This is a genomic window from Sphingobium sp. CFD-2 (assembly GCF_024611135.1).
GTDB lineage: Bacteria > Pseudomonadota > Alphaproteobacteria > Sphingomonadales > Sphingomonadaceae > Sphingobium > Sphingobium fuliginis.
Genome location: NZ_CP084406.1, coordinates 82,363 through 108,913, shown reverse-complemented (window position 1 = coordinate 108,913; position 26,551 = coordinate 82,363). Strand labels below are relative to the sequence as shown.

The window sequence follows — 26,551 nt, the reverse complement described above, 5'->3', positions numbered from 1 at the left end:
TTCATGGTCCTGTGGGTTAGAAGTTCAGTCCGACACGGGCATAATAGAACCCGCCGGTGAAGCCGATGGGCGAAGTGCCGGGATAGGCGCCCTGGCCCAGCGTGGCGCTGATCTGCCCGGTTTCGTCGGGATAGACGTTGAACAGGTTGTTCGCGCCGACGGCCAGGTTGACCAGCGGCGTGACCTGCCAGCCCAGTTCCATGTCCGTGATCCACTTCGCGCCATAGCTGCGGTCGTTCGGATAGGTCGTGACGCCGCCGCTGGTCACGCCGTTCTGCAACACCTGGAACTTCCCGAAGCGCGTCAGGCGGGAGGAGAGCGTGAAATCGCCCAGCGTCGCGAGATTGCTGATCGACAGCTTCGTGCGCGGCAGGTTGGTCGTCATATTGCTGCGCCGGGCGCGGTCGAACAGTTCGAAGCTGATCGTGCTGAGTTCCGGCGGGTTGTCGATGATGTCGGTGATCTTGGTCTTGTTGTAGTTGTAGCCAAGGTTCCACTGCATGGCGAGCGCATCGAACAGGTTGTGTTTGTATGAGGCGACGATGTCGATGCCGCGAGTCCGGGTGTCGATGGCATTGGTATAATATTGGGCCGACAGGGTATTGGCCTGCGATGCGGGAATACCGCTGGCGATCAGGATGTTGGAAACCGCCGTGCCGGTCAGCGTGCTGGTGATGGTGATGCGGTCGTCGACGTCGATCTGATAGGCGTCGATCGTCAGGTTGAAGTTCGGCAAGGGGGTCAGCACAACGCCGCCCGATATGTTGAACGACTTTTCGGGCTTCAGCGGCTTGGCGCCCAGCGCGACCGCCGCCGGATCGTCCACCGCCAGCGTCTTGATCTGAAGCAGGACGTTGTTCACGCCATTGACGGTGCGGAACTGGTTGGTAGTCTGGGTATAGATCTGCTGCGCCACCGCCGGCGCGCGGAAGCCGGTATTCGCCGCTGCGCGCAGGGCGATCCACGGTGCGATGGCATAACGGCCGTTCACCTTCCAGATCAGCGTATTGCCGCTGCCGTCGTCATAATGCTCGAACCGGGCAGCCGCGCCGATGGTGATGTCCTTGCTGGGGTCCCAGGCGACATCGCCATAGACGGCATAGTTGTCGCGCGACATATAGGCGGCGTCGCTGGGCTGGAAGCCGGCGGAACTCTGCGCGCCGGGCGTCATGCCCGATGAGATGAAGGTGCCGACCGCATAGCTTGCCGGATCGCCCGCGAAGGTCTGGTAGCGCTCGTGCCGCTGCTGCGCGCCGGCCGACACCTGGAGGTTGCCGCCGCCGACGTCGAAGCCGCGCGTCAGGTCGAGCGAGGTGACGAACTCCGACGACTTCAGCGTGCCGATGTAGAATTCGGTGGGGCTGAGCGCGCCCAGCGTGGGATTGACCGTGCCTTCGGAAGACTGGCGGGCGCGGTTGCGGCCGTAGCCGGTGGAAAAGTCCCAGTCCCATCCGGACAGTTCACCCTTGGCGCCGACGGTGAATTCGAAATCCTCCTCGTCGATCATGACGTGCGGGCGATAGCCATTGGGGTAGATCGCCATCACATTGTTGACGTCCTTGGGATAGCGGTAGGAATACCACAGGTCCGACCGCCGCTGGCTGTAGGTGCCGAAAGCATAGAGCTGGACGCCGCCAAGGTCGTAGCCGGCGTTGAGCGCGGTATTGATGCTGCGGGAGGGCATGACGCCGAAGCTGGTGGTCACGATCCGCTCCTTGCCCACGGCTGCGGCATCGCGCGGGTCGAGCTGGCCGCCGATCAGCGGATAGAGGCAGGTGGTCGTCGCCGTCACCGAACAGTCGGCCAGCGGCAGCGCCCGGTTCGACATCTCCTGCTTCTTGAGGTTGAGGGAGAGGTTGGCGAAGCCGTTGTCGCCCAGCTTCATGCCGAAGTTCAGGTCCGCCTGGTACAGTTCGCCGTCGGAACGGTCGAAATTCTGGCCGGCGGTGACGTTGGCGGAACCGCCCTTGGCGTCATCCTTCAGGATGATGTTGATGACGCCCGCAATGGCGTCGGAGCCATATTGCGCCGCCGCGCCGTCGCGCAGCACCTCGATATGATCGACGGCGGAGGTCGGGATCATGTCGAGGTCCGAAGGGACCGATCCGTTGTAGAGGGTGGATACCGCGTTGATGAGCGAGGTCTTGTGGCGGCGCTTGCCGTTGACGAGGATCAGCGCCTGATCGGGATTGAGACCGCGCAGACCGCCGGTCGCGATGACCGTGGACGTCGCGCCTCCGGCCCGCACCGGCAGGTTGAAGGATGGCACCAGCGTGTTCAGCGCCTGGAAGACGCCGGCCTTGCCCGTCCGCGTCAGGTCCGCGCCGGAAATGACGTCGATCGGCGTCGGGCTGTCGGTGACGGTGCGCGCCTGCCCGCGCGATCCGGTGACGACGATGGCGGGACCGTCGGGTTCTTCGGTGCTCGTGGCGCCGGCTTGAGGGGCAGGGCCTGCGCCGGCCGACTGAACGGCGAAGGGCAGGGCGGTGACGCCCAGGCTGGCGACCTCTACCGCGCGTGTCTTCTGCGCCCGGGCGCTCAGCGCCAGCGCCATGACATTGTTGTTCGACAATGTGATCTTCAGACCCGACCCCGCGATCAGCCGCTGGAGCGCGACGTCGGGCGCCATCTTGCCATTCACCGACTGGGCGTGCAGCCCGGCAACCTGATCATAGGGAAAGAGAAGCTGGATGCCCGACTGCTTGGCAAAGAGCGTCAGCGCGGTCTGCATCGATTGGGCCGGGATCTTGAACTGCGTCGGTTCGGCGGCGGCCGCCGACTGCGCGCTCCATGCAATGAGCGCCGCCGTTGCGCACAACGACAGGTTCCGAAAATTCTGCGTCATCGTACCCCCTGTGAAAATTTGCATTGTCAGTGGTGGATACGGAGGCCGATCGCGTTTCTGCTAACGACGCTTGAAAATATCTCATTTTCGTGACGTCGAGGCTCATTCTATCGAATGAAGACCGCTGCGCCGCCAAAGAGACGAAAGCGTAGGGAGGTATCGACAGGAACAGGGGACAAGCGTGGACGTGGAATCGATCAGGGCGAGGCTGGATTGGTTCAAGCAGGCCATCCTGCCGCATGAGGGCGCCTTGCGTTCGCGGCTGCGCAGGGTCGTATCGCGCAGCCACGATGTCGACGATCTTGTCGCGGAATGCATGACCCGCGCCTATGCGAGCGGCGACATCCACCGCGCGCATAGCGGAAAGGCCTTTCTGTTCCAGATCGCGCGCAACCTTCTGATCGACGAGGCCAGGCGGGAAAAGATCGTCTCGCTCGAACTGGTGGCCGAACTCGACGTGCTGCAGGCCGACAATTCGACGGAGGAAGCGCTGCAGGCGCGTGACGAACTGCGTCATCTGCAGGCCATTCTGGACACGCTGCCGCCGCAATGCCGCCGGGCCTTCATCCTGCGCCGCGTGCACGGGAAATCGGTCAAGGACATAGCAGAGGAAATGGAGCTATCCGTCTTTACCGTAGACAAGCATTTGACGCGGGCGGCCGTGAAGATAATGCAGGCTATCGGGCAGTTTGAGGGTTCTGGATTTGGCTGGTCGCTACAGAAGCGCGGAGGACATGCAGGCGATCGAGGCCGAAGCGGCTCGTCTGTACCTTAAGGCGCGGGCAAGCGACGCCGCGGAAGACTGGGACCAGGCCTATGCGTGGGTGGCGCAGGATCCCGCTCACGGCTTCGCCTTCGCCAAGGCGGAGGCGGGCTGGGAACTGACCGGCCGGTTGCAGGAGCTGCCTGTCGGCGGGGACGATCAACCGGCCCCCGTCCCATCGGTTTCTGGCGCCGAGGACGCCGCCGTCCCGCTGATCGGGCGGCGGGGCCTGCTCGTCGGCCTTGCCGCTGCCGCCGCATCGATAGGGGTGGCGGCGACAGTGACGCTCAGGTTGCTGGGTGCGGTCGACCGCTATCGCACGGCGCTGGGCGAGACCCGCACGGTCAAGCTGGCGGACGGATCGCTGGTTCACCTCAATACCAACAGCTCGGTCGAGGTCGCCCTGCGGGACGACATCCGGTCGATCAAATTGCTGAAGGGGGAGGCGCGCTTCGATGTCGCCCACGACGCCAGGCGGCCTTTCATCGTCAATGCCGACGGCACGCTGGTCCGTGCGGTGGGAACCATGTTCAACGTGCGCCTGCGTCCCGACGTCACCGAATTGACGGTGATCGAGGGCATGGTGGCGGTGCGCAACGGAGGCTCCGCCGTCCGCAGGATCGGCAGCGGACGCAGCGCCGCCGTGCGCAGCGGCAGCATTGCCGTCACCCATCTCGAGCCGGCCAAGATGAAGCAGCGGATCGCCTGGCAGGAAGGCATGGTCGAATTCGATGGCGATACGCTGGCGCAGGCGGTGGAGGAGTTCAACCGCTACCGCTCCAACCCCATGGTGATTGGCGATCCCGCCATTGCCAGCCTGCGGATCGGCGGCGCCTTCCGGCTGGACCGGTCGCAGGATTTCGTCCAGGCGCTGGAGAGCGGCTTCGGCGTGCGCGCCGTCCCCGGCAGCGACAGTTCGATTATATTGGTGTCCGCCGAATAGCATTAGCAGAAGGCGGCGGGCCGTCCGTATCAGCAGGGATGGAACATGTTTCGTCTCTCCAGCCGGCCAGCCTGTCCAGGCAGGACCGCCTGCGCTCCATCCTGGGCGGGTCGATCGGCAATCTGATCGAATGGTATGACTGGTACGTCTATTCTGCCTTCACCCTCTATTTCGCCCCCGTCTTCTTTCCTTCGGACGACAGCACCGCGCAACTGCTGAACGCGGCGGCGATCTTTGCCGTGGGCTTTCTGATGCGCCCCATCGGCGCCTGGATCATGGGCATCTATGCCGACCGAAGGGGCCGGAAGGCAGGTCTGACCCTGTCGGTCATGCTGATGGCGGGCGGTTCGCTGATGATCGCGGCGATCCCCGGCTATGCGTCGATCGGCGTGATGGCGCCGCTGCTGCTGCTGTTCGCGCGCCTGATGCAGGGGCTGTCGATCGGCGGAGAATATGGCGCCAGCGCGACCTATCTTTCCGAAATGGCGCAGCAGCGGCAGCGCGGCTTCTTCTCCAGCTTCCAATATGTGACGCTGATCGCGGGGCAGTTGCTGGCCCTGTGCGTGCTGTTGCTGCTCCAGCTTGCCCTGACGGAACATCAGCTCGAAAGCTGGGGCTGGCGCGTGCCCTTCGTCATTGGCGGGCTGATGGCGGTGGGCGTCTATCGCCTGCGCCGGGGCCTCAGGGAAACCGAGGCGTTCGAGCAGAGCGCGGCGGTGGAGGAGCAGCCGCGATCGAGCGGATGGAACCTCATTCGCCGCCATCCCCGCGAAGTGCTGCTGGTGATGGCGCTGACGGCGGGCGGTACGCTCGCCTTCTACGCCTACAGCACCTATATGCAGAAGTTCCTGGTGAACAGCGCCGGCTTCGGCCGGCAGACGGCGACCGCCATCATGGCCTCGGCCCTGTTCATCTACATGCTGCTGCAACCCATGGCCGGATGGCTTTCCGACCGGATCGGGCGAAAGCCTTTGCTGATCGGCTTCGGGGCGGGCGGCGTGCTGTTCACCACGATGATCTTCACGACGCTGGAAACGGTGACCTCCTCTTTCAGCGCCTTCCTGCTGGTGCTGGCGGGACTGGTCATCGTCACCGGCTATACCTCGATCAACGCGATCGTGAAGGCGGAACTGTTCCCGGCCAATATCCGCGCACTGGGCGTCGCGCTGCCCTATGCGCTGGCGAACACATTGTTCGGCGGCACGGCCGAATATGCCGCGCTCTGGCTGAAACATGCCGGAATGGAGGGCGGCTTCTACTGGTATGTCACCGCCATGATCGGGGTCTCGCTGATCGTCTATCTGCGCATGCCCGATACCCGCAACACCAGCCGCATCTAGCTGTGGAAAGAAGGGGGAGCCCCATGAAGACCAAGATCCCGTCCCTGTGCCATATCCTGCCGGCGATGCTGCTCTGCCAGCCCGCCGTCGCCCAAGACGCGGCGCCGGCGGAACCGCCGTTCACCTCCGTCCAGACCGCCGATTTCGCCATTGCCGGTTCGCTGTCCAACAGTTGGGCGGATTTCGACAATGACGGCGATCTCGACCTGGCCGTATCGTTGAAGGGCGGCGACATCCGTCTATACCGCAACGACAAAGGCCGCTTCGTGAATGTCGGACCGGAATTGGGCCTGCCGACCTCCGGCCCGGAAATGCGGGGCGTCGCATGGGGCGATTATGATGGCGACGGGTGGATCGACCTGCTGGGCGGGGCCACCATGCCGGGCGATCTGAGCCTTGTCTTCCACAATGAGGGCGGGCGGAAATTCACCAATGTCGCCCCGGAACTGGGCCTTACCATCCCCAACCGTTCAGCGCGTCAGACGAGCTGGGTCGATTATGACAATGACGGCGACCTCGACGTCTATGCGGCCAACCGCATCGGTCCCAACAGCCTGTTCCGCAACGATGGCGGCAGGTTCGTGCAGGTTTCGCAGGGTGCGGGCATATCCGACCCGCGGCCGACGGTGGGCGCCTGCTGGTTCGACTATGATCGCGACGGTTTTCTCGACGTCTTCCTCGCCAACCAGTCGGGCGCGGCGGACGCGCTCTGGCGCAACAATGGCGACGGCAGCTTCACCGACGTCGCCCCGCAACTGGGCATGGACAATCCGGGCCGGTCGAAGGAGGAAGGCGGGGTCGGCTGCGCCGTCGGCGACTATGACAATGACGGCTTTCTCGACCTGTTCGTGCCCAATTACGGCATCAATACGCTCTATCATTATAATGGCGATGGCAGCTTCACCAATGTCGCGAAGGAATTGGGTGTCGCCATCGACAATCACGCCGTCGGCGCCGCCTGGGGCGACTATGACAATGACGGCTTCATCGACCTTTATGTCACGTCCTACCACGGCCCGCGCGATCAGCAGCAGCCCAGGGACAGCCTGTTCCACAATGAAGGCGGCAGGGGCTTCCGCCAGGTCCTGACAGAAAAGTCCAGGCTGAACGTCGGGGACCATGGGGTGCAGTGGGTCGATTATGACCGGGATGGAGCGCTCGATCTCTCTGTCATGCGCGGCTATACCAGCCAGGGTGGACATTTCCTGTTCCACAATGATCTGGATCGCGCGGCGGCCAAGCGCAGCCTGTCCGTCACGCTACTCGACGCGAAGGGGCGCTTTACCCGCATGGGGGCGGAAGTGCGCCTGTATGACAAGGCGGGCAAGATCCTCGCCACGCGCCAGCTTTCGACCGGCGACGGCTATAATTCGGAAAATGCGGCGCCCCTGCATTTCGGCCTGAAGTCGATGGAAGCAGTGAAGGTGGAAGTCAGCTGGATGGCTCGCGACGGGCGCAAGGTCCAGACGCTGCGTAACGTAAATCCGGCGCGCTATCTGGGCAAATCTCTCGTGATCAGGGAACGGTAGCGCATGACCGTTCCGGAAGGGCGATGGGGCGTCACCTGTCGCCCTTCCGCGGCGACGCCTGTCGGCTGAAACCGGCGCGTCCGGCAGAAGTCAGGATCGAATCGTTCTGCGGGGCATGGGCGCGGCTGCACAGCACGTCGCGATAATGGCGCTCAAGCGGATTGTTGCGGGTAAGCCCGGGATTGCCGGTGGCCTCCACCGCCAGCGCGACGGCATCGATGGCGTTGCCGGTGATGAGATATTTGAGGAGTTGCGCGTCCGACGCGGAAGGCGGCGACCCTTCATCGGTACGGCGGATCAGGTCCTGCAGCAATATCCTGTTGTTCAGCAGAAGCGCGTCCATGCGGCCCAGCAGTTCCTGATAACGATAAAGGGAGGATAGGGGCGCCCCCAGATTTGTCGGTATGCGGCTGCTCGCAAATTCCGCAAACCAGTTGCGCCCTTGTTGCGCCACCGCGTCGTAGAGGCTGCCCAGCAGGCCGACCATCCATGCGAGCTGGAGCGAATTATCCTCGTTCCATTCCTCCGGCCGCCGCAAGTCGACGGCGTGGTCGAACGGAATCGCCACATCGGTCAGGATGACGTCGTGGCTGCCGCTTGCGCGCATCCCCGCATGATTCCAGGTTTCCTCTATGCGTATGCCCGGGCTGCCTGCCGGCACGAGGAAGTAGCCGACAAGCGGATCGTCGCCCTCGGTACGGCCCCAGACGATCATGTAGCTCAGGATCGGGCTTCCGGTGGAAAAGAGCTTGTGACCGGAAATCCGCCAGCCTTCCCCGTCGCGCTTCCCCGTGGTGGCCGGCAGGCCGCCGCGCGTGGGCGTGCCCAGTTCCGGCTCAACACGCAATGCATTGGAAAGCGCCCCCCGCGATACTGCTTCGGCCTCGACACGGCGGCGCAGATGTGCGGGCCAGCGGTCCTTGCCGCGCACGCCGGCGTGGGTCAGATACTGCATGATGAGGACCAGCGCCGTTGAAGGGTCCCCCTTCGCAATCTCCCGCACGACTCGGCTGGTCTCCGCAAGGTCCGCGCCCCGGCCACCTCTTTCGGGCGCAATCGTCAGCGCCAATAATCCATGCTCATGCAAGGCGGCGAAATTTGCAAAGGGAAAGGAAGCGTCGCGATCATGATCGGCGGCGGTTGCAGCGAAACGCTCGCGCAAAATGGCCAAAACTTCGTCCGGGACAGGAGTGGGCCGCAAGTCGGATGCTGTCGCCATTATTTCCCCAGCGCTATATCAAAAAAGGACCGATTGCCGATGGCTGATCGACGTCTTTCCTCGCCGCTTCCGCCCGCTGCCGGAACTCGACAACATCTCCGATCAGGCGAGCGATCAACCCTGTCGAGCCACCATGAAAGCCAATGGACGCAACAAAAGGGCGCGTCAATTTTATATCATAAATCCCAATATCGCATTTTCTCATTGGGGCAGGCGCCTGATGTTCCCCACCGGCTTCTCCTCCAGCCATAATCGGAATCCCCATGAAGTGTCGCCCTGAATTCGGTCGCCCCCGGTGAGCCATTAAATTCTCGAGTTCATGCTTGAGAAAAATTCAGATGTGAGCGCGGGCAGCCAGGTATATTCCCTATGCCGATCCTTGAGCCTGCCATGCCGACATCGGCTTTGGAGGCAGGAACATCTTGGCTGGAGCAAGCGAGCATGTTCATCGCAACTTCTATCGCGATTTCAAAATGACAACCCATCCTTATCCTGTATCGCCCGCCCGAGCACCGGGCCGGCCGCACGGCATTCATGAGCAACTTGCGCGGCAGGCAGTGCTGGAACACGGACCCTTCGGCAAGAGTCGCCGTGCCGGGGAACTGACATGTCCTTGATCATCGCCAGCCAGTTGGAACCTGATTTCAACCGCAGCCTTGGCCTGCACCCGTCCGCCCCGACCCTGATCGACGTGGCGGAGGATGAACCGTGGACCGCCGCGAACGAGGCGGACATATTGCTGGTGCGGCCTTCCCTTGCCTGGCGGCGATCCACACAGGAGGCCCGGCCGAAAATATGGCCGGGGCGGCTCAAATGGGTCTATAGCGCCTCGGCCGGGGTGGATTTCTACCCCGGCTGGCTGCTGGACGCCCCGCTCGTCACCTGCGGTCGCGGCGTCGCGTCGGAGGAGATCGCGGACTATGTGATCGCCGCCATCTATGCCCATGCCAAGAATCTGGAGGCGGCGACTGCCCGTTCGCGCGATCAGTGGGTTCCTCGCCCGCTGGGCCGCGTATCCGGGACGACCATCGGCATCGTCGGGCTGGGCGCGATCGGCGCAGCGGTGGCGCGGCGCGGCCTGGCGCTGGGCGCGCAGGTCATCGGCCTGCGGCGAAGCGGCGCGCAATCAGGCATCAGCGGCGTGCAGCATGTCCGCGACCTGGAAACGCTGGCGGCGGAGGCGGATCATATCGTCATCGCCGTGCCCGGAACGCCGGAGACCCGCCACCTCTTCAACGAAGCCCTGTTCGCCCGGATCAAGCCCGGCGCGCATCTCATCAACATAGCGCGGGGCTCGGTGATCGATCAGGAGGCGCTGATCGATGCGCTGGACAGCGAGCGGCTGGGTTTCGCAACGCTGGACGTCACCGATCCGGAGCCGCTGCCCGAGGGGCATGCACTCTACACCCATCCGCGCGTGCGGCTGACGCCGCATATCTCCAGCAACTACAGCCTGATCCGCCACCGCTTGCTGGAGAAGGTGAACGACGATCTGTCCCGCTTCATCCGCGGCGAAAAGCCCAGCGACATCGTCGACCCGGCGCGTGGTTATTAGGAAGGAGCCGCATCAGGACCGATCCGGAGCGATGCCGTCGAACATATCATCATCGTCATGCTGAACCGGTTTCGGCATGGCGGTTCGGCGGCGACAATTTGCCGTCCGGCGCGCCAAAGCGATTTCCAGGCAATGACTGGCCAATCCATAACGACAACTACAGGCTAAAAGCTGCGATCCGGTCAATCGGATCCGAAACCGCGCTACAGCGTCTGCACCGTTTCCCGCGCCAATTCGGCCAGCCGATGCGCCGCCTTGTCCAGTTTTTCCCCAGCCCGCAGGATCGCGGCGACGCGCGGGAGTTGCGGCAGGCCGTCATGCTCCAGCACCTGGTCGTTCTCCAGGAACAGATGCGTGCGGCAGGTAATGCCCAGGCCAGCCCCCACCGCCGCCTTCAGCGTCGCCAGATTGGGCGTCTCCACCGCGATCCGCCATTGCAGCCCGCTATCCTCCAGCGCCCGGATCGCCGCCTCCCGGAAACGGCAAGGTTCCTCCAGCACGGCGAGCGGGATCACCTCCCGCTCCGCCAGCGTGGCCTCGCCATACCAGCTCATCGGCGCGACCGTCACCGCATGCGGATCGTTGGGCGCGGCGAAACCCAGCAGGATGTCCAGCTCGCGCCGGTCGAGCAATGTCTGCAACTCCGCCGTGCCGGCGACCCGCGCATAGATCTGCGCATCGGGATGCAGTTCGGAAAAGCGCGACAGCAGTCCGCTGAGCAGGCTGTCCGCGAAATCCTGCACCATGCCGATGCGCGCCGGGCCGGCGAAACGGCCTGCGCTGACCGCCGCGACCGCCTCGTCATGCAGCATCAGCACCCGCCGCGCATAATCGAGCAGCACTTCCCCGGCAGAGGTCAGGTTCAGCCGCCGGCCTTCCCGCAGGAACAGGGTCTGCTGCACCAGTTCCTCCAGCCGCTTGATCTGGAGGCTGAGCGCGGACTGGGTCACGAACACCTGCTCCGACGCGTTCAGCATAGACCCCGTGTCCACGATGGCGACGAAGCTGCGGAGCAGATTGGTAGGCAGATTGACCGGCATGAAAACCTCATAGCAAGGGAAGCACAGCCGATCCGAAGCCGGGAACGGAGTCGCAGCCTTATCGCGAAGACTTATATATCAATCAAAATAGTAGAGATTTAAAGAGGGCATAAAAATCTTGGCCACAACGATCCGGACGCGCAAACCCGCCATTTTCTGCGGTCGGACGCGTCCGATTCAGGCTCAACCGGTTCAAATGAGCGCTGCTCATAGGTCGGCCAATTAAAACTTAATTGAAACAGTAGAGAATTCATGTTGGGCTTTCCCTCACCTATCGAGAGGGCGAGTTGATGACGGTTTTGACGGCGGACAGGCGCGGCCATGCGCATGGCGGGGTGCAGAAATTTTCCCTGGCGCGCTTCGGCGGACGCTGGCTTTCGCCTGTCCTCCTGCTGCTGCTGTGGGAATTGGGGTCGCGCAGCGGCCTGATTCCCGAACGCACGCTGGCCGCGCCCTCGGCCGTTATCGGGACGCTGGTGGAGATGCTGCTGTCGGGCGAATTGCCCGCGAACCTGCTGGTGTCCTTCGCCCGAGTCGCCGTCGGCCTGCTGATCGGGGTGGGGCTTGGCCTCGCCCTCGGTCTGGTCGCCGGACTGTCCCGCACCGGAGAACTGGCGGTCGACCCGCTGATGCAGATCAAGCGGACCATTCCCGTGCTGGCGCTCACGCCGCTTTTCATCGTCTGGTTCGGGATCGGGGAAACGCCCAAGATCGCGCTCATCGCCTTCGCGGCGGTCTTTCCGGTCTATCTCAATCTCTACAGCGGCATCCGCGGCGTCGACCTGCGCCTGCTGGATGCGGCGAAAAGCTTCGGTCTCAGCCGTTGGGAGCAGATCTGGCACGTCGTCCTGCCCTCCGCCTTGCCTTCGCTGCTGGTCGGGCTGCGCTATGCCCTGTCGGTCGCCATATTGGTCCTGGTCGTGGCGGAGCAGATCAACGCTTCGGCGGGGCTCGGCTATCTCATCAACAATGCCCGCGATTTCATGCGGACCGACATCATCGTCGTCTGCCTCATGGTCTATGCCATTCTCGGCCTTGGCGCCGACTGGCTGGTCCGCACCGTCGAAGCCCGCGCCCTGATCTGGCGCCCCAGCATAGTGGAGCAATAAGCATGGACGCCCGTCTCGGATTCACCGCCCTGCAAAGCGCCGCCGGCCACAGCGATATTCCGCATCCCGAACCGGTGGTGAGGCTGCGCGATTTCACCCGACGCTTCGGTCCCAACACGATCATCGACGGCCTGGACCTCGACATCGCGCCCGGCGAGTTCATCGCGCTGCTGGGTCGTTCGGGTTCGGGCAAGACCACCCTGCTGCGGACCCTCGCCGGGCTGGACGAGGTGCGGGGTCAGGATGTGGAAGTCCCCGATTCCCGCGCCGTGGTGTTCCAGGATGCGCGGCTGCTGCCCTGGAAGCCGGTATGGAAGAATGTCGCCCTGGGCCTCAAGGGCGACCGGGTGCGCGACCGCAGCGAAGCCGCGCTCAAGGAGGTCGGCCTTGGTCATCGGCTCGACGCCTGGCCGCTGACGCTCTCCGGCGGGGAGGCGCAGCGCGTCGCGCTCGCCCGCGCTCTGGTGCGCGAACCCAAGCTGCTGCTGCTCGACGAGCCCTTCGCCGCCCTCGACGCGCTGACCCGTTATCGCATGCACGACCTCGTCCTGTCGCTCTGGCGCGCGCACCGGCCCGCCGTGCTGATCGTGACCCATGATGTGGAGGAGGCGATCGCGCTGGCCGACCGGGTGCTGGTGCTCGACAAGGGGCGCATCGTCGCGCAGGAGCGGATCGCGGTTCCGCGCGGCGAACGCTCCGCTATTTCCGGGCGGCTGCGCGAAAAACTGCTCTCCTATCTCGGTGGCGAGGATCATGGCGAGGGCGTCGTTCCTTTCGCGCCTATTGCCGAGGCAGCCGAATGAACGCTGTCTCGACCCTGCAACGACCCGTCGAGGGCGCCGCGGACATCGGTCGCCTGCGCGGCTTCGTCACCGCCTTTGCCGACCTGCTGGCGGCGACCCGCGATGAAGGGGCGATATTGGAAAGCGGACGCGCCCTGCTGAGCCGCCTGATCGCCAGGGACGACTGGCTGCCGGAGCAATTCACCCGCCCGCATCCCGACCGCTATCAGCAATATCTGCTCCATTGCGACAGTCGGGAACGGTTCAGCGTCGTCAGCTTCGTCTGGGGGCCGGGCCAGTCGACCCCGATCCATGATCACACCGTCTGGGGCCTGGTCGGCGTGCTGCGCGGCGTCGAAAAGGTCGAGCGCTTCCGCCAGTCGCCCGACGGCCGGCTGATCCCCCATGGCGAACAATTTCTGCGCGAGGGCGAAGTCGACGCCGTCTCCCCCCGCATCGGCGATATTCATCGCGTGACCAACGGCCTGCCCGACCGGCCGTCGATCAGCATCCATGTCTACGGCGCCAATATCGGCGCGGTCGAGCGGGCGACCTATGCCGCCGACGGCACGCCCAAGACCTTCATATCGGGTTACGCCAACGGCGTGATCCCCAACCTCTGGGACAGATCGAGAAACGCATGACCACCGATACGCTGGACCGTATTCAGACTGCCACGCCGCAGGATATTCGCCGCGCCCTGCTGGTGGGCAGCGAGATCGCGCTGATCGACGTGCGCGAGGAGCATGAATTCGCACAGGGCCACCCCCTCTTCGCGGCCCAGATTCCGCTGCGCCGTATCGACGAGGAAGCGCGCTGGCGCATCCCCCGGCTCGACACACCGATCGTCGTCTATGACAATGGCGAAGGTCTGGCGCGCAAGGCGGCCGTGCGGTTCGAGGGGCTGGGCTATACCGACGTCCGCGAACTGGAAGGCGGCCTCACCGGCTGGCGCGAGGCGGGCTATGAGCTGTTCGAGGATGTGAACAGCTATTCCAAGGCCTTTGGTGAACTGGTCGAACATCGCCGCCATACGCCCTCGCTGGCGGCGGAGGAGGTGCAGGCGCTGATCCGGGAAAAGGCCGACATCGCGATCCTCGATGCCCGCCGCTACGACGAATATAACACGATGAGCATTCCGACCGGCACCAGCGTGCCCGGCGCCGAACTGGTGCTGCGCGCCCGGACCATCGCGCCCGATCCCGATACGACGATCATCGTCAACTGCGCTGGCCGGACGCGGTCGATCATCGGCACGCAGTCGCTGGTCAATGCGGGCCTGCCCAACCGCATCTTCGCGCTGCGCAACGGCACGATCGGCTGGACGCTGGCCGGGCAGGAGCTGGAGACCGGCCAGACCCGCGTCGCGCCGGAGGTGGACAATCGCTCGGCGGAGGAGGCCCGCGCCCATGCCCGCGATGTCGCTTATCGCGCCGGGGTGAAGCGTATAGGCTGGGGCGAACTGGAGGAGCTGAAGGCGGACAAGGCCCGCACCCTCTATCTCTATGATGTGCGCCAGCCACGCGAATATGAGGGCGGCCATCTCCCCGGCTTCCGCAATGCGCAGGGCGGCCAGTTGGTGCAGGAAACCGACCATAATGCCCCGGTGCGCGGCGCGCGCATCGTCGTCACCGACGACCTCGGGCCCCGCGCCGACATGACCGCCTCCTGGCTCGCGCAACTGGGGTGGGAGGTCTTCGTGCTCGACGTCGACTGGTCCGCCGTGACGCTGGAGAAGGGGCCGGATGGCGCGCCCGGCCCGCGCGGGCCGGAGGGCCGCTACAAGCGCCCTTATGAAGGCACCGACAACAAGGCCGCCGCCATGCAGGCCTATCTCGACTGGGAATATGGCCTCGTCGCCCAATTGGAGCGCGACGGCACCCACGGCTTCTTCGTGATCTGATCGGGAAGGAAACGATCATGAGCGTCAAGTTCATCGGCTATATCGGCTTCAACAACAGCTCCGAAATCCAGTCGGCGGTGCGCAGCCGCGCGCTCGACAGGGATTATGTCGAAGCGGCGGCGAAGGCGCAGGAGGAGGGCGGCTTCGACCGCGTGCTGATCCCCTTCAGCTCCAACAGTCCGGAAAGCCAGATCGTCGCGGCCCATGCGGCGGCGATCACTTCGACGCTGGGCTTCCTGGTCGCGCACCGGCCCGGCTTCACCCAGCCCACCGTCGCGGCGCGCCAACTGGCGACGCTGGATCAATTGTCGGGCGGCCGCGTCGCCGTCCACATCATCACCGGCGGCGCCGACGAGGAAATGGCGCGGGACGGCGACACCAGAAGCGTGAAGGCGGAACGCTACGCCCGCACCGACGAATATCTGTCGATCCTGCGACAGGAATGGACAGCGGCCCAGCCCTTCGACCATCAGGGCAGGTTCTACGACGTCAAGCAGGCGTTCAGCGCCGTCAAGCCCGACAATCTGCCGGTCTTCTTCGGCGGCTCGTCGCCCGAGGCGATCGAGGTCGCGGGGCGCCATGCCGATGTCTATGCCCTTTGGGGCGAAACGCTGGAGGCGGTGCAGGACACCGTTCGGCAGGTGCGCCGCTCGGCGGTGCGCTATGGCCGCGATCCCGGCTTCTCTCTGTCGCTGCGCCCGGTGATCGCGGATACGGAGGAAGCGGCGTGGAAGCGCGCGGCGGAGATCGAGGAGCAGGTGCGTGAGAGCCGCACCGCCGCCGGGCTGCCGCTGACCGGCCACCGCCCGCCCAATGCGGGGTCGCTCCGCCTGCTTGAAACCGCCAGCGCCAACCGGCGCGACAAGCGGCTATGGACCGGCGTCGCCGCGCTGACCGGCGCATCGGGCAACAGCACGGGGCTGGTCGGCACGCCCGAGCAGGTGGCCGACGCCATGCTCGATTATTATGACGTCGGCATCGACCATTTCCTGATCCGCGGCTTCGATCCGCTGGCTGATTCCATCCTCTATGGCCGGGAACTGCTCCCCGTCGTGCGGCGCAAGGTGGCCGAGCGCGAAAAGGCCGAACTGGCGCTGGCGGGCTGACATGGCGAAGAACAGGGGTGCGATCATCGCGGTGGCGCTGGTGGCGGTGGCGGGCTTCGGCCTTGCCGCCGCGAAATTCGGTGGCGGCGACGACAAGGTGCTGCGCGTCGCCAACCAGAAGGGGCAGGTCAAATCCATGATGATCGCCTCGGGCGTTCTCAAGGATGCGCCCTACACGGTCGAATGGTCGGAATTTCCCGCCGCCCAGCCCTTGCTGGAAGCGGTGGGCGGCGGCGCCGCGGACCTCGGCCTTGCCGCCGACGCACCCTTCATCTTCGCCTATCAGAGCGGCAGCCCGGTCAAGGCGATAGGCATCCAGACGCCCTTCGCCCAGGCTGGCGAAGCGCTGGCCATATTGGTGAAGAACGGATCGCCCGCGCATTCGATACAGGATCTGATCGGCAAGTCGGTCGCCACGACGCGCGGATCGATCGGCCATCATCTGCTGCTCCAGGCGCTGGAGCGGGCGCATATCCCGGCGGATCGGGTGCGCGTCACCTTCCTGCCGCCCGGCGACGCCAAAGCCGCCTTCGACAGCGGGGCCATCGACGCCTGGTCCATTTGGACGCCCTATACCAATGTGGCGATCAAGGAAGGCGCGCGGGCCGTCGTCGATGCGAAGGATTATGGCCTGCCGGTCTATATCGACATCGCCCATGGCGATTCCATCGGCCCCAAGCGCGCCCTGCTTGCCGATTTCCTCCGGCGGGAGGCGAAGGCCGTCGAGTGGGCCCGCGCGCATCCGGACGAGTTCGCGCAGGTGCTGGCCAAGGAAACCGGACTGCCGCTCGACATCGCCCGCGCCAGTTTCGACCGCAACAACCGCGTGGCGCGGCCCATCGACGGCAAGATCGTCGCGCATGAGCAGGACATCACGCAGCGCTTCCAGAGAGCCGGTCTGACCGAGGGCAAGCGCCCGGTGGCCGACGCCTTCGACCGCAGCTTCGGCACAGGCGGATGAAGCTGAGCTTCGTCGCCGCCAAGCATATCTAAAATTCAGATTTACTCATGAATCGGCTAGCGAAGTCATTTCTCAATCATATCGATAGTAAATAGATGGTCCCCGGAAACCGGGGGATATATTCATGAACCTTGACCGCCTTTATCTGTGTTCCACCGCGCTTGCCGCGGTACTTCTGACGTCCGCGCCCTCGCTCGCGCAGACCGTTGCAACACCTGACAGCGCGGATGCCGAGGCGGCCGATTCGAGCGCCATCATCGTGACCGGCGTACGCGGCGCGCCCCGCACCGTGGCGGAAAGCCCCGCGCCCATCGATGTGGTCGGCGCGGAGAAGTTGCAGGCCACCGGCTCGGCCGAATTTGGCGAAGCGCTGTCCAAATTGCTGCCCTCGCTCAATTTCGGCGCGACCCATGCGGGCGTCTTCTCCATCGGGCGCCCCGTCACCAATCGCGGCCTGGCGCCCGCCTACACATTGGTGCTGGTCAACGGTAAACGGCGGCACAATGGCGCCTTCCTCAACAATTCGACCGCCGACACCTCGGGCGCGAACCCGGTCGACATCGACCTCATTCCCACCAGCGCGATCGACCGGATCGAGGTGCTGAAGGACAGCGCCGCCGCCCAATATGGCACGGACGCCATAGCCGGGGTCATCAATATCCAACTCGCGAAGAAGGAAGGGCTGAGCGGCGATTTCACCTATGGCACGCTCTACGACGCCAATGGCAGGCCGGACAGCTGGAAGGGGACGATCCGCTACGGCACGAAGATAGGGGAGGACGGCTTCCTGACCCTGAGCGGCGACATCCGCAAGCGCGGCGGCGCCTGGTGGAATCTGCCCGCGACCGACGCGAACATCTACGGCCTTCCCGCCAACCGCACGGTGGACCAGGTGGCGGCGACCAGCGGCCTCACCCGCGATCAGGTGCTGGCCAATGTCGCCGCCGCCAATGCCCGCAACGCCCAATGGAGCCGCGACGGCGCGCATAATGGCGACCCGCAGATCAAGGCGTTCAACCTCTCCTATAATGCCGAACTGCCGGTGACGGAGAATGTCACCCTCTACAGCTTCGGCACCTATGGCGAGCGCGACGCCCAGATCGGCAATAATTTCCGCCGCCCCAACAGCACCGCCAATTTCACCGCGCTTTTCCCGGACGGCTATTATCCGCTCAACAATATAGACGAGAACGACTTCCAGTTCGTCGGCGGTCTTCGGGGGACGCTCTGGGGCTGGGACTATGATGTCAGCTCCTCCTTCGGCCGCAACTACAGCCATCAATATTCGAAGCTGTCCGTTCGTCCTTCGCTGGGACCGACCAGTCCGACAAGCTGGCCCAATCTCGCCAATTTCGAGTTCCGGCAATGGACCCATAATGTCGATCTTCACCGGGAGGTTGAGATCGGCCTGGCCCAACCGCTGCAAATCTCCATCGGCGGCGAATATCGGCTCGACCGTTTCCGCACCTTCGCGGGCGATCCGCTGGCCTATGAACCGGCCACATACAGCTTCCGTCCCGGCGACCAGCAATATGACTGGAATGTCGGCGTCACCGCCTCGCCGGTGGTGCAGGGGGGCATCGTCCTCTCCCCCGCCGATGAAGCCGACATCAGCCGCAAGGTCTATGCGGGCTATGTCGATCTTGGCATCTATCCGCTCGACGCCTGGTATATCGGCGCCGCGATCCGCGCCGAACATTATAGCGACGGTTCGGGCAGTCCGGTCGGCCTGAAACTCAACAGCCGTTATGAGGTCAGCCCCACCTTCGCCGTTCGCGGCACGGTGGGCACCGGCTTCCGCGCGCCGTCGCTGACGCAGATCGGCTATGCGCAGACCGATGGGCGCACCTCCTCCTTCTTCAACGCGCAGACCGGCCAGACGGAATTGCGCCCCACCGTCGCCAAGCTGGTGACGGCGGATTCCGCGGTCGGCCAGCTGCTGGGCGCGAAGCCGCTCAAGGCGGAAAAGACCTGGAATGCCGGGCTGGGCTTCGTCTTTACGCCCACGCCGTCCCTGTCGGTGACGCTGGACGGCTATTATATCCGCATCAAGAACCGGATCGAACGCACCGGCCGCCTGTTCGGGCCCGGCATTTCCGCCATCCTCGCCGCCAATGGCCTGTCGGACATCGAACAGGCTGAATATTTCATCAACGCCGCCGACACCACGACCAAGGGCTTCGACCTGGTGGCCGATTATTCGAGGAACCTGGGCGATCTGGGCAAGCTGGGCCTGACCTTCGCCTTCAACTATTCGAAGACCAAGGTGACGGACGTCGTCGCCACCCCGTCGCAACTCTTCGGTCCCACCGGCGCTTCGCTGCTGGGGGCGGGGTCGGTCTTCTTCGGCGGCGACAAGATCGGTGAGCTGGAAGTGCTCCAGCCGCACACTAAACTGGTCAGCACGCTCAACTGGAGCAAGGGCATTTTCGGCTTCAGCCTCACCGCCACCCGCTACGGCAAATATACGCAGCGCACGGCGGCGGGCGACGACCGTCATTTCGGGGCGAAGGTCATCACCGACGCCAGCGTCAGCGCGAAGGTGACGGAATTCGCCACGCTTTCGGTGGGCGCCACCAACCTGTTCGACGTCCGCCCGGAAACCAACGGGCCGGGCAATCCCCAGACCGGGCAGGGCTATTACGGTCCGTCCCCCTTCAACCCCGCAGGCGGCTATTATTATGGACGGATCGCGCTTGCTTTCTGATCGCCGGACCTTCCTGGCGGGGGCGGCCGCCCTCGGCCTCGCCGCCTGCGCGGGGAAAAGCGGCCGCACGAAACTGGTGCTGGGCGACCAGGTCCATCTGCTGGAGTCGAAGGCGGAGGCGGCGGGCGCCCTGAACGACCTGCCCTATGATGTGCAATGGGCGAATTTCGTCGGCGCCGCGCCGCTGCTGGAGGCGCTTAACGCCGGGGCGGTCGACACCGCTCCGGCGGGCGACCTGCCGGTCGTGCTGGCCGCCTCGGCCGGCGTGCCGCTGAAGATCATCGCGGGTTCGATTTCATCGACCAGGGACATCGGCATTCTTGTGCCCGGCGACTCTCGGATCCGGTCCGTCGCGGGCCTTGCGGGCAAGCGCGTGATCGTGTCGAGCGCGAGGGGCAGCATATCCCATTATCTGCTGCTCGAAGCGCTCAAGGAAGCGAAGCTCGACCGGCGAAAGGTCGACATCGGCTTCATGCTGCCCAATGACGCCGCCGCCGCCTTCGCCGCCGGGCAGATAGAGGCATGGGCGACCTTCGGCACCTACCAGCTCGCGGCCGAACAACGCGGCGCGCGCGTGCTGCGCGACGGGGAGGGGATCAACAGCGGTCTGACCCTAATCGCCGCGTCGCAAGCGGCGCTCGACAACCCGGCGAAGCGCGAAGCCCTGCGCGACGTCCTCGCCCGCCTCCGCAAGGCGAGCCTGTGGTCGCAGGCGCATCCCGCCGACTATGCCCGTATCTTCGTCCGGCAGACGAAGGTCGACCCCAAACTCGCCGCCCTGATCGTGGAACGGCAGAACCCGCTGCTGATCCCGCCCGACGCGACGGTGGTGAAGCCGTTGCAACGGGTGGTCGACCGCTTCCATGCCGATGGCGAGCTGCCGGCCCATATCGACGTCGCCTCGATCGTGGACGCAGGCTTGTTCCCCGCATGAGCGCCGCCAATCGATCGATAAGTCATTCTCATTGGGCGGTGTCCCGCCGCCTCCCTAAAATACCGCGCAAAGGAGCAGCGCCATGGCCACAGTCTTGAAGGACGACCGTTTCCGCCAGTCGGGCATCAGCGAAGCGGAATGGAAGGTCCGCGTCGATCTTGCCGCTTTCTATCGCCTGTCCGCCCTCTATGGCTGGGACGATTTCATCTACACCCATATCTCGGCGCGCGTGCCGGGGCCGGAGCATCATTTCCTGATCAACCCCTTCGGCCTGATGTTCGATGAGATCACCGCCTCCAGCCTGGTCAAGGTCGACCTCGACGGCAATGTCATCGGGGAAAGCGATTATGGCATCAACTATGCCGGATATGTGATCCACAGCGCGATCCACGGCGCGCGGGACGATGCCCATTATATCGCCCATTTCCACAGCGCCGACGGCATGGCGGTATCGGCCCATGCCGAAGGGCTGCTGCCGCTCAACCAGCGCGCTCTGGCCCTGATCCCGCGCCTTTCCTACCATGATTATGAAGGCGTGGCGCTCAATCTGGACGAACGCGAACGGCTGGTGGCCGACCTGGGCGACACCAATGTCATGCTGCTGCGCAATCACGGCACGCTGGCGCTGGGTTCGACGCCGGGCGAGGCGTTCAGCGGCATCTATCATCTGGAGGAAGCCTGCAAGGCGCAGGTCCGCAGCCTTGCCGTGGGCCGCGACAGGGTGCTGATCGCCCCGGAAGCCGCGCAGGAGGAAGTCCGCCGCCAGATGAGCCGCGAGCGCAAGCCGGTCGAAGGCGCCAGGTCGCATTACGACCTCGTCTGGGAGGCCGCGCTCCGCAAGGCGCAGCGCCAGTCGCCGGGCTTCGACGCCTGAGGGCATGGCGCAGGAAGGATGCGCGGCTGTGTTCGCCGCGCTCCTCTCCTTGTCGGTGACTGTCCGTTGAGCGCGTGCTGGGCGATGCGCGCATCGGCTTGCGCCCGGTTGAAACCCTATGCGGTCGATTAGGCCGGCGAACGGATGCGCAGCGGGCGCGGGCCTGCATTCAATCCTCGAAGGAGATTTCCAGCGGCGGCAATCCGGCGATGGACGCGACCAGCCTGTCGCCTCTTCCTATCGGCCCCACTCCAGCGGGCGTACCGGTGAAGATGAGATCGCCGGGGGCGAGCGCCACATAGGTCGAAAGATTGGCGATGATTTCGGGCACCGACCATATCATCTGGGACAGGTCGCCGGACTGGCGAAGCTCTCCGTTGACAGCCAGCGAAATGGCCCCCAACGACGGCGGCAGACCGGGGCGCAGGTCTCCGACGGGTGCGGAATCGTCGAACCCCTTGGCCATGTCCCAGGGGCGGCCCGCCTTCTTCGCCTCCGACTGCAGATCGCGGCGTGTGAGATCGAGGCCGACGGTCCAACCCCAGATGGCCGCGCTTGCCTGTTCGGCGCCGATCTTCGCACCGCCCGAACCAAGCGCCACCACAAGTTCGACCTCATGATGCAGATCGCTCGTCAAGGGCGGAAAGGGAAGGCGCGATCCATTCGCCGCGACGGCGTCGGACGGCTTTGAAAAGAAGAAGGGCGGCGCCCGGTCCGGATCGGACCCCATTTCCCGCGCATGGTCCGCATAATTCTGACCGACGCAGAATATCCTGCGAACGGGAAAGCGCTCCTGCGATCCTTCTATGGCGATGGTTGCGGGGGAAAGCTTCGGGATCGCATGCATGGCCAGTCCTCATTCTGCCGGGCGCCGACGAAAGCGGGAGGATGCGACCCTCCCATGGCGCGCTGCCCCCGATGAGCACAGTTGCCCCCGATCAGGCAATAGCCCTGCTGTCGCGAAAGGCGTTGGGAAGGTTTTTTGCGGGCAGGGGCACCCAAAGCCCAGCTTCACGGCCTGCAATTTCTGGACGGCCCCAAGCCAAGCGGCGCTTCGGTCTCTGAGGTTCAGCCTCGTGGCGGCCGCGTCTCGGGAAGCGTCAGCAGCACGGGAAGCACCGCCAGCGACACCAGCGCGATCATGATGCCCGGCGCCGCGGTCGATCCTGTTCGCTCCGTCAGCAGTTGCGCGAGCCACGGCGTCAGGCCACCGAACAATGCGGTCGCGGTCGTGGCGCCAAGGGCTAGCCCGCTCAGCCGCCCTTCGGCCGGAACCTGTTCGGCCGTCGTCACCGCGCCCACGGCACTGACGCCGCCGGCCAATGCGGCGAGCACCACGGCGCCGGCCAGCGCCGACGACGTTCCCGCTCCGGCGAGCAGTCGGAAGGACAGATAGGGCAGCGCAGCCGACAGGACGGCCAGGGCGACGAGCACCGGGCGACGCCCGAACCGGTCGGCGGCCAGGCCCACAAACGGCGTCACGACAATCACCGCGACCGCCGCGACGGTCGCCAGTTTGAGCGCCTCCGCCTCGCTGAGCCCGCCAGACGAGACCAGATGGATCGGCAGGTAGGTGATGCCGACATAATAGGTGATCGATCCCAGGGCCGAGATGGCGAAGCCCCTCGCCACGCCCGCTCCATGGCGCGATACCGCATGACCGAGCGGCCTGCTCACCAGCGTCCCTGCCGCGCGATGAAGCGCGAACTCTGGCGATTCCCGCATCGCCGCGCGGGCCACCAGGATCGTGCCCGCCAGCGCCGCGCCGAACAGGAACGGCAATCGCCAGCCCCAGCTTTCAAGCGCCGGAGCGGGAAGAAGGCTCACGGTCAGCGCCGACGCGCCCGCGGCCAGCAACCCGCCGACCTCGCTGGTCACCGCCGCCATCGACGTGACGAGCGCGCGACGATGCGGCGCCGCGCCTTCCAGCAGATAGGCGACGACGCCGGTATATTCGCCCCCCACCGCAAATCCCATCACGCACCGCAGGGCCAGCAGCAATATCCCGGCGAGCGGGCCGATCTGCGCCACTGTCGGCAGCAGGGCGCTCAGCAGCATCGCCACCGTCATCAAGGCCATGGACAGGAGCAGCGTCGCCCTTCGCCCATGCCGGTCCCCGAAATGCCCGAACACCATCGCGCCCAGCGGCCGCATCAGATAGGCGACCGCAAACCCCGCCAGCGTCGTGAGCATCGCATTCCCGCCCACGAAGAACACGCGCGCCAGCACCGTGGCCAGGTAGAGGAACAGGGTGAAATCATACCATTCGACCACGGTGGACAGCGCCGCAAGGGTGAGCGAACGGCGGTCAAGTGGTTCAGAGGCGGGCATAAGCCATCCTTATCACCATCCGGCATGGCGGCAATCGCCGCCCCGACCTTTTGTGGAACGGGCGCGATGGACCGGTTGTCCGCCCTTCAGGAAAACTGGCCCGCGGCGGCGGGCGATCCGATGCGCTGCGCGAGCGCCCGCATCAGGAGCGAGCTTGACGCCGGATCGCACCGATCATAGCGTCCGCGACGGTTTGATGTTGCATTCGGAGACCTACTCCCATGGAAGAAAGCGCCAAGGAGCGTCCCCCCGGCTATCGATATTCGCGGCGGGGCACTTTGGCGCTGATCCGCGATCTTTCCGTCATCGACGATCGCCGCAACGCTCTGCTGCTCGTCCTCCAATGGGCAATAGCGATCGGGGCCGGGGCGATCGCCATCCATGTCGACCGAATTCCGGTTTACCTGCTGGCCGGCATCGTCATCGGAACGCGCATTCAGTGCCTGGCAGTGATGATGCACGATGCATGTCACGGCATGCTGTTCAGCAATCGGCGCCTCAACGACCTGATAGGGGACATATTCGTCGCCTATCCGCTCGGCTTCAGCGTCGACCTGTACCGCGCCAATCACCTGCATCACCACCGCTACACCAACACGCTGCGCGACCGCGATTATCGTGTCCAGCGGCGGGATTCCGACCAGCATTTCCCGAAAAGCGCCGCTGCCATGGCCTGGCTGCTGGTCCGCAGCGTGACCGGGCTCAACCTCTATCGCATGGCGCGGGACAGCCGTGTCTGGGCGCCCTTCGCCAATTTCCACAATCCCCGGCGCTTCGGTTATGATTTTCCCCTGGGCCTGCGCATCCGCTATGTGCTGTGGGCGCTGCTCTTCTACGGCCTGATCCTGTTGTCGCCCTATCGCTGGAAGATATTGGGGCTCCTGCTGATCCCGCAGTTCATCTGGGCGAATGTCTTCAATCGGATCCGGGCAATGGCGGAGCATAACGGCGTCTCCGACGAAAGCGAGCTGAAGGGCACGCGCACGGTCATCCCCACCCTGCTCGACAGGTTCCTGATCGCGCCCTTCAACGTGAGCTATCACCTGGAACATCATCTGTTCCCGTCGGTGCCCTGGCCCAATCTGCGCCGGCTGCACGCGCATCTGATGACCGATCCGGTCTATGCGGCGGAAGCGCACGTCACGCAGAGCTATTGGGGCGTGATCCGGGAGTTGATGCCGCCGCCCCTGTCGGCAGGGGAAGGCGAACTTGTCGCCCGCCCGGAAGTAAATCCCTGATGCCGACCTGTTTTCGCGCCTGACGCCCGGCGCTTCTTGCCGATGAAGCGCGAAATCCCGGCGCCGCCCGACTATCCTGGTTCAGGACCGGGCAACGGCACGGCCCCATCCACTTGAAGTCGCATTTTCATTATCTATCGCCCGTTGCAGCTGTCGGCGCACCTTCACGGCCGCCAGATCGTTGGACAGCAGCATGGGTTTGAGGTCGAAGAATTCCTCGCCCCCCATCTCCCTTTGGCTCGCGGCGATGATGGGGCCATCTTCCGTCTCGAACGCCGCGTGCATGGCCGCCGTCTTGAACCTGTTATAGTCTCCATCCTCTTCCGCATGGTTTCGGCGCGTGGCGAAGAAATAATGGGTCTCATTCTCGTCGCCGGGCGTGCAGCTGTGCAGGTCATATTGGCTGACGCCCTGTTCGAAAGGCACATCGTCCTGCGCGGCCGCGATCGACAACTGGATATTGGCGGGCGCCGTCCATGTGACGCGGATGCTGTGCCGCGCCGTCTCCTCCGGGCGGGGCAGGAAGGGGGCGAAGATTCCGATGGGCGGGGTCTGGCTGTAGTCCCAACTGGCCGAAACGCTGTGATCCGTCTCCTCCACCTGCGGGATCAGCGGCGACAATTGTCCGCGCGTCGTGATGATCTCGCCATGGACGTAGTCGACATGGCTGAGGTCCATGACATTGTCCAGGATCAGCCGGTAATCGACCGGCAACTTCATATAGGTGTGGCCGACGCCGTTGGCATGGCCCTCGTCCAGCGGCGCGAAGTCGGGCAGCAGCGCGGGATCGGCGGCCTCCTCCGCCATCCAGATCCACAGGAAGCCGTGCCGTTCGATCAGCGGAAAGCTGCGCACGACCTGTCCCTTGGGCAATTGGCCGCGGCCGTGCGGGTTGTGGACGCAATGCCCGCCCGCGTCGAACCGCAGTCCATGATAGGGGCAGGCGATGGCGTCGCCCATCCGGCTGCCCATGGAAAGCGGGGCGAAGCGGTGCGGGCAGCGGTCCTGAAGGGCGACCGCCTCTCCCCGCGCATCGCGGTAGATCAGGATCGACATGCCCAATATCCGGCGGTGGAAAAGCTGCGTCGCATCGACTTCGCTGGAGAGGGCGGCGACGTACCAGGCGCGCTTGAGATACAGGCTCTTTGCAGACATGATGATCCTTTTCCCATGGTCGCCGCACGGATGGCGGCTGATGCGGATCGTTCAGCAAGCAGCGTGCCAGATTGCGCGTCTCCGCCCCGTCCGTTCCGCATAAGCGGGCCGAAATCCCGTTCTTCCCGGACAAGGGGTGGGAAGGACATGCCGCGCACGACCACCTGGATGGGGGTGGAACAGGATCGGACTGTTGAAAATCATCTGCTTCTTCCCC

Annotated in this window: 22 protein-coding genes; 15 read left to right on the top strand and 7 right to left on the bottom strand. The window is 64.7% G+C overall.

Going from position 1 to position 26,551, the window contains the following annotated elements:
• Positions 1-16: 16 nt before the first annotated feature.
• Complete coding sequence (locus LDB29_RS20780; protein WP_065846461.1) at positions 17-2,845, bottom strand: TonB-dependent receptor; 2,829 nt, start codon at positions 2,843-2,845, stop codon at positions 17-19.
• Positions 2,846-3,026: 181 nt separating this feature from the next.
• On the opposite strand from LDB29_RS20780, the gene LDB29_RS20775 reads away from it, so the two are divergent.
• Genes LDB29_RS20775 through LDB29_RS20760 form a run of 4 tightly spaced genes read left to right on the top strand, consistent with a single transcriptional unit; the run spans position 3,027 to position 7,420 of the window.
• Positions 3,027-3,620 carry an RNA polymerase sigma factor gene (locus LDB29_RS20775; RefSeq protein WP_082166057.1) on the top strand — a complete coding sequence of 198 codons (594 nt, stop codon included), beginning with the start codon at positions 3,027-3,029 and terminating at the stop codon, positions 3,618-3,620.
• The gene (locus tag LDB29_RS20770) at positions 3,580-4,551 is read left to right on the top strand and encodes a FecR family protein (protein WP_025549474.1); all 972 of its coding nucleotides are present in this window, start codon (positions 3,580-3,582) and stop codon (positions 4,549-4,551) included. The genes LDB29_RS20775 and LDB29_RS20770 overlap by 41 nt, the downstream gene beginning before the upstream one ends.
• A 38-nt stretch (positions 4,552-4,589) precedes the next feature.
• Positions 4,590-5,891: an MFS transporter gene (locus LDB29_RS20765; RefSeq protein ID WP_025549475.1), complete on the top strand. Its 1,302-nt coding sequence runs from the start codon at positions 4,590-4,592 to the stop codon at positions 5,889-5,891.
• Between the two features lie 23 nt (positions 5,892-5,914).
• Complete coding sequence (locus LDB29_RS20760) at positions 5,915-7,420, top strand: CRTAC1 family protein (protein ID WP_065846460.1); 1,506 nt, start codon at positions 5,915-5,917, stop codon at positions 7,418-7,420.
• Positions 7,421-7,451: 31 nt separating this feature from the next.
• On the opposite strand, the gene LDB29_RS20755 is transcribed toward LDB29_RS20760, so the two are convergent.
• A complete protein-coding gene (locus LDB29_RS20755) occupies positions 7,452-8,639 on the bottom strand; it encodes an acyl-CoA dehydrogenase family protein (protein WP_025549477.1) in 1,188 nt (395 codons plus the stop codon).
• 13 nt (positions 8,640-8,652) lie between these two features.
• The gene (locus LDB29_RS20750; RefSeq protein WP_128830762.1) at positions 8,653-8,904 is read right to left on the bottom strand and encodes a hypothetical protein; all 252 of its coding nucleotides are present in this window, start codon (positions 8,902-8,904) and stop codon (positions 8,653-8,655) included.
• 342 nt (positions 8,905-9,246) lie between these two features.
• Between LDB29_RS20750 and LDB29_RS20745 the strand changes: the two genes are divergently transcribed.
• Entirely contained in the window at positions 9,247-10,194 is a 948-nt protein-coding gene (locus LDB29_RS20745; RefSeq protein WP_025549478.1) for a D-isomer specific 2-hydroxyacid dehydrogenase family protein, read from the top strand.
• Positions 10,195-10,397: 203 nt separating this feature from the next.
• On the opposite strand, the gene LDB29_RS20740 is transcribed toward LDB29_RS20745, so the two are convergent.
• On the bottom strand, positions 10,398-11,234 hold the full coding sequence (locus LDB29_RS20740; RefSeq protein WP_257557577.1) for a LysR substrate-binding domain-containing protein: 837 nt from the start codon (positions 11,232-11,234) through the stop codon (positions 10,398-10,400).
• A 290-nt stretch (positions 11,235-11,524) separates the two neighbouring features.
• Between LDB29_RS20740 and LDB29_RS20735 the strand changes: the two genes are divergently transcribed.
• The 9 genes from LDB29_RS20735 (at position 11,525) to LDB29_RS20695 (ending at position 21,610) form a co-directional block, all read left to right on the top strand.
• A complete protein-coding gene (locus LDB29_RS20735; protein ID WP_025549480.1) occupies positions 11,525-12,343 on the top strand; it encodes an ABC transporter permease in 819 nt (272 codons plus the stop codon).
• A 2-nt stretch (positions 12,344-12,345) separates the two neighbouring features.
• Entirely contained in the window at positions 12,346-13,146 is an 801-nt protein-coding gene (locus LDB29_RS20730) for an ABC transporter ATP-binding protein (RefSeq protein WP_044661067.1), read from the top strand.
• Positions 13,143-13,769, top strand: a complete 627-nt coding sequence (locus tag LDB29_RS20725) for a cysteine dioxygenase (RefSeq protein WP_025549481.1) — start codon at positions 13,143-13,145, stop codon at positions 13,767-13,769. The genes LDB29_RS20730 and LDB29_RS20725 overlap by 4 nt, the downstream gene beginning before the upstream one ends.
• On the top strand, positions 13,766-15,028 hold the full coding sequence (locus tag LDB29_RS20720; RefSeq protein WP_044661068.1) for a rhodanese-like domain-containing protein: 1,263 nt from the start codon (positions 13,766-13,768) through the stop codon (positions 15,026-15,028). The genes LDB29_RS20725 and LDB29_RS20720 overlap by 4 nt, the downstream gene beginning before the upstream one ends.
• Positions 15,029-15,045: 17 nt before the next feature.
• The gene (locus tag LDB29_RS20715) at positions 15,046-16,134 is read left to right on the top strand and encodes an LLM class flavin-dependent oxidoreductase (RefSeq protein ID WP_048575949.1); all 1,089 of its coding nucleotides are present in this window, start codon (positions 15,046-15,048) and stop codon (positions 16,132-16,134) included.
• A 1-nt stretch (position 16,135) separates the two neighbouring features.
• Positions 16,136-17,095: an ABC transporter substrate-binding protein gene (locus tag LDB29_RS20710; RefSeq protein ID WP_044661070.1), complete on the top strand. Its 960-nt coding sequence runs from the start codon at positions 16,136-16,138 to the stop codon at positions 17,093-17,095.
• Positions 17,096-17,219: 124 nt separating this feature from the next.
• Positions 17,220-19,802, top strand: a complete 2,583-nt coding sequence (locus tag LDB29_RS20705; RefSeq protein ID WP_257557566.1) for a TonB-dependent siderophore receptor — start codon at positions 17,220-17,222, stop codon at positions 19,800-19,802.
• Positions 19,792-20,736, top strand: coding sequence for an ABC transporter substrate-binding protein (locus LDB29_RS20700; protein ID WP_157846844.1), 945 nt, complete (start codon positions 19,792-19,794; stop codon positions 20,734-20,736). The genes LDB29_RS20705 and LDB29_RS20700 overlap by 11 nt, the downstream gene beginning before the upstream one ends.
• 82 nt (positions 20,737-20,818) lie before the next feature.
• Positions 20,819-21,610, top strand: coding sequence for a class II aldolase/adducin family protein (locus LDB29_RS20695; RefSeq protein WP_044661071.1), 792 nt, complete (start codon positions 20,819-20,821; stop codon positions 21,608-21,610).
• A 169-nt stretch (positions 21,611-21,779) separates the two neighbouring features.
• On the opposite strand, the gene LDB29_RS20690 is transcribed toward LDB29_RS20695, so the two are convergent.
• Together LDB29_RS20690 and LDB29_RS20685 are read right to left on the bottom strand one after the other, a co-directional pair.
• A complete protein-coding gene (locus LDB29_RS20690; RefSeq protein WP_257557561.1) occupies positions 21,780-22,457 on the bottom strand; it encodes a fumarylacetoacetate hydrolase family protein in 678 nt (225 codons plus the stop codon).
• A 221-nt stretch (positions 22,458-22,678) separates the two neighbouring features.
• Entirely contained in the window at positions 22,679-23,941 is a 1,263-nt protein-coding gene (locus tag LDB29_RS20685; protein WP_257557559.1) for an MFS transporter, read from the bottom strand.
• Between the two features lie 221 nt (positions 23,942-24,162).
• Here LDB29_RS20685 and LDB29_RS20680 point away from each other — a divergent pair, with 221 nt between their 5' ends.
• Positions 24,163-25,179, top strand: a complete 1,017-nt coding sequence (locus LDB29_RS20680; protein ID WP_257557557.1) for a fatty acid desaturase family protein — start codon at positions 24,163-24,165, stop codon at positions 25,177-25,179.
• Positions 25,180-25,260: 81 nt separating this feature from the next.
• Here LDB29_RS20680 and LDB29_RS20675 read toward each other — a convergent pair whose 3' ends face one another.
• Complete coding sequence (locus tag LDB29_RS20675) at positions 25,261-26,334, bottom strand: aromatic ring-hydroxylating dioxygenase subunit alpha (RefSeq protein WP_257557555.1); 1,074 nt, start codon at positions 26,332-26,334, stop codon at positions 25,261-25,263.
• Between the last annotated feature and the right edge of the window lie 217 nt (positions 26,335-26,551).